Genomic DNA, 12,625 nt, shown 5'->3' on the forward strand with positions numbered 1-12,625 from the left:
GGAAGTGGGTTTCTAAAACAGGAGAAATTATGCTCTGTGTAGAAAAAGACGATCCGCGTGAGGCCCCGGAATCAGGGGATAAAAAACCTCAACCCGTGAAAAAATAACGCTCGAAATGCGTATGACCGCCACCGGCACTGCTGGTGGCTTTTTTCTGGGATTCACTGTTAATGGTGATCCAGATGGTTTAGCAGCGTGCCGAGATGCCCGACAATATCTCGAAAATCAAAGATTAACGCCATCCACAAGCATGCTAAAAGTGTCAGAATGGTAACGGATATACGACCAAACAACGCAGGTATCCTTAATGAAGAGGGGGATATCGGCGCAGTCTAACCCGCTTTCTTTCAACTTATCCTCAACAATATCGCGATAAAGCGCTGTTGTGAGACAAACATCAAAAAAAGGAGAGCCCGCATGACGCTGCGGGCTCTGACCATCAGAACTGGTAAACCAGGCCTAATGCAACGACATCGTCGGTGCTGATACCGTTGTTTTTGTAGAAGCTGTCATCTTCATCCAGCAGGTTGATTTTATAATCAACGTAGGTGGACATGTTCTTGTTGAAATAGTAGGTCGCGCCTACGTCCGCATATTTAACCAGGTCCTGATCGCCCTGACCGTTGCCCAGGTCTTTCCCTTTAGACTGCAGGTAAGAAATGGCCGGACGCAGACCGAAATCGAACTGGTACTGTGCGGTCACTTCGAAGTTCTGAGTTTTGTTGGCAATACCGCCGCCTGATTTGCTATCACCTGAACCGTACGGCGTCATATTACGGGTTTCAGAATACATCGCCGCCAGGTAGATATTATTTGCGTCATATTTGAGGCCTGCAGTCCAGGCATCCGCTTTATCACCACCCGCATATTGAGACGCAGCGCCAGTACCTGCGCTTACCTGGTCATTTGTACGGTCAGATGAGGCGTAAGCGGCACCGGCACTGAACCCCATGCCGAAATCATAGGTGGTTGAAATACCGAAGCCGTCGCCATTCTCATAACGCATGTCGCGGCCGTTGTTGGTGCCTTCCTGATTGTTGCTGGCATCTTCATTGTTGCCCTGATACTGCAGCGCGAAGTTCAGACCCTGCACCAGACCATAGAAGTCAGTGTTGCGGTAGGTTGCCACGCCGTTGGCGCGGCCGGTCATAAAGTTATCCGCATAGGTGTAAGAGTCGCCGCCAAACTCAGGCAGCATATCGGTCCAGCCTTCCACGTCGTACAGCACGCCATAGTTACGACCATAATCGAAGGAACCGTAGTCACCCACTTTAACACCCGCGAAGGCCAGACGCGTCCAGGACTGATTATCAGACCCTTCGGTGTTATTCGCCTGAATGTTATATTCCCACTGCGCGTAGCCGGTCATCATGTCGTTAATCTGCGTTTCACCTTTGAAACCCAGACGCATGTAGGTTTGATCGCCGTCTTTTGATGCATCATCGGAGAAATAGTGCAGACCATCTACTTTTCCGTACAGATCTAATTTGTTGCCGTCTTTATTATAAATTTCTGCCGCATGCGCGGCGCCAGCCATTAACAGAGCTGGAATCATCAGAGCCAGTACTTTTCTTTGCATCGTGATATTCCTTTGCAGTTGTTTTTATTTGATTACCTGTTGAACTTCCCGGATAAGAAAGTTGTCTCATGCTAAATCACTCCTGCGAAAGAGTAATAAAATATAATTGTTACTAATTGAGTAAAATCTCAAATGAATAAATCCGCGGAAATGATCATTGTTGTGGTGAATGATTGAAAATGATTCATATTAAATAAAAATTATTAATCAGCGGTTGAATCAGGTAATCTCTGCCCCGTTATATGCCTTTAAGATTATTTATCCATAATTATCGTGAATGTCATTTGGGAAACTAAAGAGAGATTCATTAATTATCTGGATTAGCCCGATGTGAAGACATCGGGCTTTTTTTATGCCAAAAAAATGCCCGGACAAGCCGGGCAGTGGAGTTAGTCGCTGGTTGATTTTTCGGCTTTACCCGCCATTTGTGCCAGGAAGTCATACCGTTTTTGCAGATCTTCGGTGGCGTCTTTCCAGAGCTGTTCTGCCACCTCAGGCTGTTGCGCATTCAGACGGCGGAAGCGCTGTTCCTGCATCAGCGTCTCTGCCAGGGCATCTGACGGTGGACGTGAATCCAGCGCCAGCGGTAATTTGCCCTCGTCCGCACGGCGCGGATCGAACCGGTAGAGCGGCCAGAAGCCGGTGGCCGTCAGCTGACGCATCTGATCGTGGCTGAGGGCCAGGTCGTATCCATGCTCTTCGCACGGGCTGTAGGCAATGATCAGCGACGGCCCCGGATACGCTTCAGCCTCCTGAATGGCTTTCACCGTCTGGTTAAGCTGCGCCCCCAGCGAGATTTGCGCGACGTAAACGTGGCCGTACATCATCATGCTCACGCCGAGATCCTTACGTGCCTTGCGTTTACCGTGTTCACCAAATTTCGTGACGGCGCCCAGCGGCGTGGCTTTCGATGCCTGCCCACCGGTATTGGAATAACATTGCGTATCCAGAACCAGAATGTTAACGTTTTCGGTCAGGCTTAACACATGATCCAGCCCGCCAAAGCCGATGTCGTAGGCCCAGCCGTCACCGCCAATCAGCCAGATCGATTTTTCGACCAGGGCGTCAGCGTCGGTCAGAAGCTGTTCAGCGCCGTCAATTCCCTTGAGTGCGCTGCGAAGTGCAGCTACCTGCTCGCGACGAACCTCTGGCGTGGCTTCTGCGTGTAGCGCCGCGTTAAGTTCAGCCGGGATCTTATCGGCAAATTGTTCAAGCAGGCGCATCACACGCGCGCGGTGCTGGTCAACGGTGAGTCGGAAGCCCAGGCCAAACTCGGCATTATCCTCGAACAGGGAGTTTGCCCATGCCGGACCGCGCCCATTCGCATCGGTGGTGTACGGCGTGGAGGGCAGGTTACCGCCATAGATAGACGAGCAGCCGGTGGCGTTGGCAATCAGCATCCTGTCACCATACAGCTGGGTAAGTAGTTTGATGTACGGCGTTTCACCGCAGCCTGAGCAGGCACCTGAGTACTCGAACAGCGGCGTGATCAGCTGCGAGGTACGAATATCAATGCGTTCCAGCTTGCTGCGATCGATTTCCGGCAGGTTCAGGAAGAAGTCATAATTCACTTTTTCTTCTTCAACGTGTTCAAGGCGCGACATCATATTGATGGCTTTGATGTCCGGGTTCTGGCGATCTTTTGCCGGGCAGACCTCAACGCACAGGTTACACCCGGTGCAGTCTTCCGGTGCGACCTGCAGAACGTATTTCTGGCCGCGCATGTCGCGGGATTTTACATCCAGAGAGTGCAGGCTGGCCGGGGCATCTTCCATTGCTTCCGGTGACACCACTTTGGCGCGAATGGCCGAGTGCGGGCAGGCCGCGACGCAGTGGTTACACTGGGTACAGAGTTCTTCTTTCCAGATGGGGATCGCTTCGGCGATGTTGCGTTTTTCCCAGCGGGTGGTGCCCATCGGCCAGGTTCCGTCCGGCGGCAGCGCAGAGACGGGCAGGGCGTCACCCAACCCGGCCAGCATGGCGGCCGTGACGGTCTTCACGAAATCAGGTGCGGAATCCGAGACCACCGGAGGGCGATTCGGGCTGGCGTCATTGACCGGCTGCAGCGGCACCTCGAACAGGGACTCGCGCGCCAGCGCCAGCGCCTGCCAGTTTCGCTCTACCAGCTCCTGCCCCTTGCTGCTGTAGCTTTTAGCGATGGCGCCCTGAAGTTCCACCAGCGCGCTGTCGCCCGGCAGGATATTGGTCAGATGGAAGAAGGCCATTTGCATGACGGTATTAATACGCGCGGCCAGGCCACATTCGCGGGCGATTTTCGCCGCGTTAACCACATAGAATTGGGCTTTTTTCTGATTCAGCACCGTCTGTACTTCCTGCGGCAGGCGCGCCCAGACCTCATCCGCATTGTATGGCGTATTGAGGAGGAAAATACCGCCGGGCTTAAGGCGCTCAGCCATCTGGTACTTGTCGATAAACTGCAGCTGATGGCAGCCAACAAAGTCGGCCTGAGAAATAAGGTAGGCCGAGCGGATGGGCTGCTCGCTGACGCGCAGGTGAGAAACGGTCAGACCGCCGGCTTTCTTGGAGTCGTAGACGAAGTAACCCTGCGCGTACCACGGGGTTGAATTGCCGATGATTTTGATGTTGTTTTTGGTGGCCGAGACGCTGCCGTCGCTGCCCAGGCCGTAGAACAGCGCTTCAAGTTTGGCTGTCGCAGGCAGGGTATTTTCCGGTAAAGGCAGGGAAAGATTCGTTACGTCATCATAAATACCGACCGTGAAACGCGGCTTGGGTTTCGCTTCCCTTAGCTCGTTAAACACGGCCAGCACGCAGTCCGGGCCAAACTCTTTGGAAGACAGGCCATAGCGACCGCCGATAACGCGCGGTAGCGTTTCACGTTCGCCGTTATTAAAGGCTTCAGCGAGGGCGGTCATCACGTCAAGATACAGCGGTTCCGCGTGTGCGCCAGGCTCTTTGGTTCGATCGAGCACCGCCACGGTACGCGCGCTTTCCGGCAGGGCAGAGAGAAGATGTTTAGCCGAGAACGGGCGGTAAAGACGCACTTTAAGCACGCCGACCTTTTCGCCGCGGGTCAGCAGCTCGTCAACGACTTCTTCACAGGTGCCGATAGCAGATCCCATCAGCACAATCACGCGCTCGGCCTGCGGATGGCCGTAGTATTCGAACGGCTTGTACTCGCGTCCGGTTGCGGCGGCAAAGTCATTCATTGCCTGCTCGACGTGGTCATAAACCGCGTTGTACCACGGGTTTGTGGCCTCGCGTGACTGGAAATAAGTATCCGGGTTTGCTGATGTCCCGCGAATTACCGGATGTTCCGGGTTAAGGGCGCGGGCGCGATGCGCGTCAATTTCCGCCTGTGGCAGCAGATCCAGGATAGTCTCGTCCGCCAGCGGGACGATTTTGTTGATTTCGTGAGAGGTACGGAAACCATCAAAGAAGTGAATAAACGGCACGCGACTTTTAAGCGTGGCGATATGCGAAATTAAGGCAAAGTCCTGCGCTTCCTGAACGCTGCTGGCGCACAGCATCGCGCACCCGGTCTGGCGCACGGCCATCACGTCCGAGTGATCGCCAAAAATTGAGAGTGCGTGGGTGGCCACCGTACGCGCCGCGACGTGCAGGACGAAGGGGGTCAGTTGACCCGCGAGTTTGTACAGCGTTGGGATCATCAACAGCAATCCCTGAGAGGAGGTGAACGAGGTGGAAAGCGCACCAGTCTGCAGCGCACCGTGGACCGTAGCAATCGCACCCGCTTCAGACTGCATTTCAACCACTCTCGGGACATCGCCCCAGACGTTTTTTAACCCGTTTCCCGCCCAGGCATCCGCCTGCTCGGCCATAGTTGAACTTGGCGTGATCGGATAGATGGCGATAACTTCACTGGTGCGAAACGCGACTGAGGCAACTGCACCATTACCGTCAATAGTTTGCATAGGACGACACCCTTACATTGCGCAAAAAATAGGGGGCTGTCATAAGGCGACAAACCCTGAATATTATCTGTGTAGTCTAGCAAACAGGGGGTTTTACGATTTTCGCTTTTGTGTCCTCGATATTCCCACCATCAATGGTTAGATCAAACTTAGGGCGAAAAAATTGCGAGAAATTGTTTCAGCGGCGCATAAATACGCACTTCCGCTCTCGACGACACGGGATGTGATGCCTATTATGCTTAGGTTTCGCACTAATTACGGGGAAGAGAGCATGCGTTCAGCATTTTGGGTAGGGTGTGCCGCGTTGTTGTTGTCGGCATGTAGCAGTGAACCTGTGCAGCAGGCCACGGCGGCCCATGTGGCGCCGGGAATGAAAGCGGCAATGTCCAGTTCAGGCCAGGCCAACTGCGCCATGATTGGCGGCTCGCTGTCTGTTGCCCGCCAGCTTGATGGTTCGGCTATTGGGATGTGCGCCTTGCCAAACGGCAAACGCTGCAGTGAACAGTCGCTTGCCGTTGGAAGCTGCGGTAGCTACTGATTATTCTGCTCGCTTAAACATCAGCGTCTTATCGGCCGTCGCCAGCGTCAGCTGGTCTTCAGTCAGGTCAACCTGCGCCCCTTTGCGCAGCATGTCGCCGATGGCCTGATCCAGCTCGTTAAGCTGTGGGTCGGTACAAAGTTTGCGGGTCATCGCCAGCGTTTTCACTTTCAGCTCACCTTCGGACAGCTTCCCCTGCCCGTTGAAGCGGTTACACATCTGGCCCGAAACGCTAATGTTATCAATGAGGCTAATGTCGGGAAGCGCGTTAAAAGCGATCTCAGGCTGCGTTGTCATGCCCTTCACGGATTTGCCGTCCACGTTTTCCAGAACAAAACGGTGGCTCTTCAGCTGATCCGGCTGAACGGATGCTTTGCCCGGATTAACGCAGCCGCTGAGGACAAGGCTGATAACACTTAACGCGATGAGCTTTTTCATTTTTCTTCTCAAATAATAAATTCTGTGAATCCTTTACCAGTGTAACGATACTCTGCGGTGCGTTAATGGGGTTTATCTGAAAGTGCGGGGTGGTGCCGGGCAGCGCAGGGCTGCCCGGAATGAAGTTTAATGCGATTTAAATCCGGCAGCCGTCATCAGCATGCGAAAGAGCATGCTGACTGCTGCCAGCGCAAGTACGCTGCCGCCCCAGATAATGGCCAGCCACAGCAATCTTTTCCAGACAGGTTGTTGCATCAGTGATAACCCTCCCCAGGCTGAACTTTGCCGCGAAATACGTAGTAGCTCCAGAAGGTGTAGACCAGAATAACGGGAATGATCAACAGCGCGCCCACCAGCATAAAGCCCTGGCTTTGCGTTGGCGCGGCGGCCTGCCACAGGGTGATCGACGGCGGTATGATATGCGGCCAGATGCTGATACCAAGCCCGCTAAAGCCGAGAAATATTAGCCCCAGCGTCAGAATAAACGGCCGAGCATGGCTGTCAGGATTACTCAGGCAGCGCCACTGGTAGAAGCTAAACATGACGACCAGGGCAGGGACTGGCAGCAGATAAAACAGATTCGGCAGCGTAAACCAGCGCGCCGCGATGGCCGGGTGCGCCAGCGGCGTCCAGAGGCTGATCGCTGCGATAAACGCCAGCAGCACGATTAACAGCGTTTTCGACACCTCACGCATCCGCTGCTGCAGCGCATTTTCGCTTTTCATCACCAGCCAGGTTGAGCCTAACAGCGCGTAGGCCACCACCAGACCCGCGCCGCAGAACAGGTTAAACGCGGTAAACCAGTCAAACGGTCCGCCGGTATACGTTCTGCCAGTGACGCTAAAGCCGTTAATGACGGCACCTACCGTCACGCCCTGGGTAAAGGTCGCCAGAACGGAACCGCCAATAAACGCCTTATCCCAGAAAGGACGGTGGGCCGGCGTGGCTTTAAAGCGAAATTCAAACGCCACGCCGCGGAATATAAGTCCGATCAGCATTAACGTCAGCGGAATGGTCAGAGCATCGATAATCACCGCATAGGCCAGTGGGAATGCACCGAACAGGGCGGCACCACCTAGCACCAACCAGGTCTCATTGCCGTCCCAGACCGGTGCGACGCTGTTGACCATCACGTCGCGATCGTCGGCGTTTTGTGTTGCCGGGAACAGAATACCGATTCCCAGATCAAACCCGTCCATGACGATATACATCAGCGTGGCAAAGACGATGATGACAAACCAGATAATGGAAAGATCGATACCCATTATGGCTGCTCCTTATGTTCAGCTGTGACGGCAGAAAGCGGGCGCGCCGGGCGTCCATCGGACTCGGTGGCGAACGATTCATGCGGCTGCGGGCCTTTTCGGATGAGGCGCACCATATAGCTGTAGCCCACGCCAAATACCGAGGTATAGACGACGAAGAAGGCCAGCAGGCTCACGCTCATATGCAGGTCACCATGGGCTGAAACCGCATCCTTCGTTCGCTGGAGTCCGTAGACCACCCACGGCTGGCGGCCGACTTCGGTGGTGACCCATCCGGCCAGAATGGCAATCAGCCCGGATGGCCCCATCAGCAGGGCAAACCACAGGAACGGACGCGAAGAATAAACCCGCTTTTTATAACGCAGCCAGAGCGCCACTACCCCTAGCAGCAGCATTAGCATCCCTAAGCCCGCCATAATGCGGAACGACCAAAAGACGATGGTGGAATTAGGACGGTCTTCCTTTGGAAACTCTTTTAGCGCAGGGACCTGTTTATCCAGGCTGTGCGTCAGGATGAGGCTACCCAGCGCCGGGATCGCCACTCCAAAGCGGGTGCGTTCCTGCTCCATGTCAGGCCAGCCAAACAGCAGCAGTGGAGTAGGCTCGCCCGGCGGATTTTCCCAATGGCCTTCAATAGCGGCAATCTTGGCGGGCTGATGCTTTAAGGTGTTCAACCCGTGCATATCGCCAACCAGGGCCTGGATGGGTGCAACAATCAGCGTCATCCACAGCGCCATCGAAAACATCGCCCGAATGGCAGGGGTATTATTCCCGCGCAGCAGATGCCATGCCGCGGATGCACCGACAAACAGGGCGCTACTCAGGAATGCCGCAATCGACATATGCAGCAGGCGGTAGGGGAAGGAGGGGTTAAATACCACGGCGAACCAGTCCACCGGTACCACCTGACCGTTGACGATCTCGTAGCCTTGCGGGGTCTGCATCCAGCTGTTCGAGGAGAGGATCCAGAAGGTTGAGATAATGGTGCCCAGCGCCACCATGCAGGTGGAGAAGAAGTGCAGCCCTGGCCCCACTTTATTCCAGCCGAACAGCATCACGCCGAGGAACCCGGCTTCGAGGAAGAAGGCGGTAAGCACTTCATAGGTCAGCAGCGGGCCGGTAATGCTGCCTGCAAACTGCGAAAAGCCGCTCCAGTTGGTGCCAAACTGGTAGGCCATCACCAGCCCGGAGACCACGCCCATGCCAAAGTTGACGGCGAAAATCTTCGACCAGAAATGGTACAGCGAGCGCCAGACCGGATTTTTTGTTTTCAGCCACAGCCCTTCGAGCACGGCAAGATAGCTGGCCAGGCCGATGGTGATGGCCGGGAAAATAATGTGAAAGGATACGGTAAAGGCAAACTGTATCCGCGCAAGGTGAAAAGCATCTAAACCAAACATGCACAGCCTCAATGTCAAACGGTGTACTGTTATGCTATAGGGGCAACGTTCGGACTTTCAGACGCAGAAAAGTGATTTTTAACCATAACAGTTGGCATAAAACGCATGCTTTAGCTATCAGATATACCTCGCCAACGAGGAATAAAAACATTCTTTTTATGAATTTTACGCATTAAACCGCTTGCTTTGTCGTCAACGCCGTGCGTTAATGGTCTTCTGGTTTTGAGTCCAAAAAAATATCTGACGTAGTTTCATAAAGCAGTTCTCATCACGTTGTGCCTCTCCGCAGCCTCTCTTGGGTCTTTATCTACATTCCGATTAGTTTTGTTTAAAACCATTATTGCCTGATCGGCTCATGAGTAATTTACGTTTTTACGTTCACAGGAGAATCCTATGACTTCTTATATCCATTTCCGCTGCCCATGCTGTCATGGCTCGCAGTACCGTACCTCAGTCTTTGATGTATCTGAGAAAAACCCGCTCGGTGCGAAATGCATCTTTTGCAAATCGTCAATGATCACGCTCGATCACCTGGCCGCTGCGCGTCAGGCGCAAAGCCACGTTACCGAGTACCGTAAGTAATTTTTACTTAAACTATAACAGTTAGCAAAAACTTCTCTTTTTCTCCTGCTGATATACACTGTCGGCAATAAGGAGAATCTGATGAAAAAATACCAGCGTCTGGCGCAACAAATTATCTCGCAGATTGAGCTTGGCGTTTGGCTGCCGGGCGATAAGCTGCCTTCCCTGCGAGAGCAGGTGGCAAGCAGCGGCATGAGCTTTATGACCGTTGGCCACGCGTATCAGATGCTGGAAAGTCAGGGGCGCATTGTCGCCAGGCCGCAGTCGGGCTATTACGTTGCCTCGCGCCCGACCGCACAACAGCCTGCGCCGCCTGCCCAGGTGATGCGTGATGAAGCGGTAGATATCAACACCTATATCTTCGAGGTCTTACAGGCCAGCCGCGATCCGTCCGTTGTTCCTTTCGCCTCCGCGTTTCCCGACCCCCGGCTTTTCCCGCTTCAGCAGCTCAACCGCTCGCTGGCAAACGTCAGTAAAACCGCTACCGCAATGAGCGTGATTGAGAACCTGCCGCCCGGTAACGCTGAACTCCGTCACGCCATTGCGCGCCGTTATGCGCAGCAGGGGATGAACATCTCGCCGGACGAGATCGTCATTACCGCAGGCGCCCTTGAGGCCCTCAACCTGAGTTTGCAGGCGGTGACGGAGCCAGGAGACTGGGTGATTGTTGAAAACCCGTGTTTTTACGGCGCGCTGCAGGCGCTGGAGCGTCTGAAGCTAAAAGCGCTGTCGGTCGCCACAGACGTTCGGGAGGGGATCGATCTGAATGCGCTTGAGCAGGCGCTGAACGACTACCCCGTAAAAGCCTGCTGGCTCATGACCAACGGCCAAAACCCGCTTGGCTTTACGCTAAGTGCGGAAAAAAAAGCGCGTCTGGTCGCGCTCCTGACGGAGCACAACGTCACTTTGATCGAGGACGATGTCTACAGCGAGCTCTATTTTGGTCGCGAAAAACCGCTTCCGGCCAAAGCCTGGGACCGGGTAGATATGACGCTTCACTGCTCCTCCTTTTCAAAATGCCTGGTGGCGGGGTTTCGCATCGGCTGGGTGGCGGCAGGAAAACACGCGCGCCGCATTCAGCAGCTGCAGCTGATGAGCACGCTTTCAACCAGTTCTCCCATGCAGCTGGCGCTGGTGGACTACCTGGCGACAAAACGCTACGACGCCCATCTGCGCCGCCTGCGACGAACCCTCGCCGAGCGAAAACAGCAGGCGTGGCAGTCGCTTCTGCGCCATATGCCCGCCGGCGTCAAAATCCACCACAACGACAGCGGCTACTTTTTATGGCTGGAGCTACCTGCGCAGCTGGACGCGGGACTGCTGAGCGAAAAGGCCTTAACGCACCATATCAGCATTGCGCCCGGAAAGATGTTTTCAACCTCTGACGCGTGGACGCCGTTCTTCCGGTTTAATACGTCCTGGGCGTGGGGCGAGCGGGAAGAGCAGGCGGCCCTTCAGTTAGGTAAATTAATTAGCACAATGATGGAATAACTTTTCTACTTAATTTAAATAATCATTTCTTATCCTGACGACGGCACGGCAAATATTTTGCGGTGCCGTATCATATGAAATCTGCATACCGGCTTTCGCGGCTAACTCCTTGTCTATAATCCAGTTAACGGGGAATGCGTCCTCGGTCACACCTTGATGAAATTTCCTTAAGCCGAACGGTGCGGCGCATTTGCGCGGTCTACGTTTAATAAGGGAGATATTTTTACGGCACGGCTGCCGCTAAATTTCATTGCGACAGGAGTAAGTCTTATGAGCAAAAAATTTGCCCGCAGCAGCCTGTGCGCGCTCGGCATGACTATCATGACCGCGCAAGCCGCAGAACCACCAAAGGCCATTGGCGACGGGGAAGGCCGACTGGATATTATCGCCTGGCCGGGGTACATCGAACGCGGACAGACGGATAAAAATTATGACTGGGTTACCCAGTTTGAAAAAGAGACCGGCTGCGCGGTCAACGTTAAAACGGCGGCCACGTCCGATGAAATGGTCAGCCTGATGGCGAAGGGAGGTTACGACCTTGTCACCGCGTCAGGTGATGCCTCGCTCCGCCTGATTATGGGAAAACGCGTTCAGCCGATTAACCCGGAACTGATCCCCAACTGGAAAACCCTTGACCCGCGCATCGTGAAGGGCGAGTGGTTTAACGTGGGCGGCAAGGTCTACGGCACGCCGTATCAGTGGGGGCCCAATCTATTGATGTACAACACCAAAACCTTCCCTACGCCGCCGGACAGCTGGAGCGTGGTCTTTACGAAGCAGGATCTGCCGGACGGCAAAACCAATCAGGGACGCGTGCAGGCATACGACGGCCCGATTTATATCGCCGATGCGGCGTTGTTCGTCAAAGCCACTCAGCCGCAGCTGGGTATTAGCGACCCGTATCAGCTCACTGAAGAACAGTATGCCGCCGTGCTCAAAGTACTTCGCGACCAGCATGCCCTGATCCACCGCTACTGGCATGACACCACCGTCCAGATGAGCGACTTCAAAAATGAAGGCGTCGTGGCCTCCAGCGCCTGGCCGTATCAGGCGAATGCCCTGAAGGGCGAGAACCAGCCCGTTGCCACCGTCTTCCCGAAAGAGGGGGTGACCGGCTGGGCGGATACCACCATGCTGCATGCGCAGGCAAAACACCCGATGTGCGCCTACAAGTGGATGAACTGGTCGCTCACGCCGAAAGTGCAGGGCGATCTGGCGGCATGGTTTGGCTCGCTGCCCGTCGTGCCTGAAGGGTGTAAGGCCAGCACGCTGCTGGGTGACAAGGGCTGTGAAACCAACGGCTATAACTATTTTGACAAAATCATGTTCTGGAAAACCCCCATCGCAGAAGGCGGAAAATATGTGCCTTACAGCCGCTGGACGCAGGATTACATCGCCATCATGGGTGGCCGTTAATC

Annotated in this window: 11 protein-coding genes; 5 read left to right on the forward strand and 6 right to left on the reverse strand. The window is 54.4% G+C overall.

Annotated features, from left to right (window positions below; genetic code table 11):
• The first annotated feature begins 29 nt into the window (after positions 1-29).
• Complete coding sequence (locus tag A6013_RS27575; protein WP_223239581.1) at positions 30-107, forward strand: hypothetical protein; 78 nt, start codon at positions 30-32, stop codon at positions 105-107.
• A 332-nt stretch (positions 108-439) separates the two neighbouring features.
• Here the strand turns inward: A6013_RS27575 and ompC are convergent, their stop codons facing one another.
• Together ompC and nifJ are read right to left on the reverse strand one after the other, a co-directional pair.
• The gene (gene ompC, locus A6013_RS08725; RefSeq protein ID WP_028013315.1) at positions 440-1,579 is read right to left on the reverse strand and encodes a porin OmpC; all 1,140 of its coding nucleotides are present in this window, start codon (positions 1,577-1,579) and stop codon (positions 440-442) included.
• A 389-nt stretch (positions 1,580-1,968) separates the two neighbouring features.
• Positions 1,969-5,493 (reverse strand): pyruvate:ferredoxin (flavodoxin) oxidoreductase, encoded by a 3,525-nt coding sequence (gene nifJ, locus A6013_RS08730; RefSeq protein ID WP_069732878.1) that lies wholly within the window; start codon positions 5,491-5,493, stop codon positions 1,969-1,971.
• 271 nt (positions 5,494-5,764) lie between these two features.
• Here nifJ and A6013_RS08735 point away from each other — a divergent pair, with 271 nt between their 5' ends.
• On the forward strand, positions 5,765-6,031 hold the full coding sequence (locus A6013_RS08735) for a DUF333 domain-containing protein (protein ID WP_028013313.1): 267 nt from the start codon (positions 5,765-5,767) through the stop codon (positions 6,029-6,031).
• On the opposite strand, the gene hslJ is transcribed toward A6013_RS08735, so the two are convergent.
• The 4 genes from hslJ to A6013_RS08755 all read right to left on the reverse strand — a co-directional run bounded on the left by hslJ (position 6,032) and on the right by A6013_RS08755 (position 9,134).
• The gene (hslJ, locus tag A6013_RS08740; protein WP_069732879.1) at positions 6,032-6,469 is read right to left on the reverse strand and encodes a heat shock protein HslJ; all 438 of its coding nucleotides are present in this window, start codon (positions 6,467-6,469) and stop codon (positions 6,032-6,034) included.
• Positions 6,470-6,595: 126 nt separating this feature from the next.
• Positions 6,596-6,724, reverse strand: a complete 129-nt coding sequence (locus A6013_RS08745; protein ID WP_008501283.1) for a DUF2474 domain-containing protein — start codon at positions 6,722-6,724, stop codon at positions 6,596-6,598.
• On the reverse strand, positions 6,724-7,734 hold the full coding sequence (gene cydB / locus A6013_RS08750) for a cytochrome d ubiquinol oxidase subunit II (protein ID WP_045260632.1): 1,011 nt from the start codon (positions 7,732-7,734) through the stop codon (positions 6,724-6,726). Before cydB ends, A6013_RS08745 begins: the two co-directional genes overlap by 1 nt.
• Positions 7,734-9,134 carry a cytochrome ubiquinol oxidase subunit I gene (locus A6013_RS08755; protein WP_047365011.1) on the reverse strand — a complete coding sequence of 467 codons (1,401 nt, stop codon included), beginning with the start codon at positions 9,132-9,134 and terminating at the stop codon, positions 7,734-7,736. Before A6013_RS08755 ends, cydB begins: the two co-directional genes overlap by 1 nt.
• A 393-nt stretch (positions 9,135-9,527) precedes the next feature.
• Here A6013_RS08755 and A6013_RS08760 point away from each other — a divergent pair, with 393 nt between their 5' ends.
• From A6013_RS08760 to ydcS, 3 genes are all read left to right on the forward strand, one after another.
• Complete coding sequence (locus A6013_RS08760) at positions 9,528-9,716, forward strand: hypothetical protein (protein ID WP_028013309.1); 189 nt, start codon at positions 9,528-9,530, stop codon at positions 9,714-9,716.
• 81 nt (positions 9,717-9,797) lie between these two features.
• Positions 9,798-11,207 (forward strand): PLP-dependent aminotransferase family protein, encoded by a 1,410-nt coding sequence (locus tag A6013_RS08765; protein WP_069732880.1) that lies wholly within the window; start codon positions 9,798-9,800, stop codon positions 11,205-11,207.
• A 270-nt stretch (positions 11,208-11,477) separates the two neighbouring features.
• Complete coding sequence (gene ydcS / locus A6013_RS08770; protein ID WP_028013307.1) at positions 11,478-12,623, forward strand: putative ABC transporter substrate-binding protein YdcS; 1,146 nt, start codon at positions 11,478-11,480, stop codon at positions 12,621-12,623.
• The last annotated feature ends 2 nt before the right edge of the window (positions 12,624-12,625 follow it).

Source organism: Enterobacter sp. IF2SW-B1, from assembly GCF_001743375.1.
GTDB classification, from domain to species: Bacteria; Pseudomonadota; Gammaproteobacteria; order Enterobacterales; family Enterobacteriaceae; genus Enterobacter; species Enterobacter bugandensis.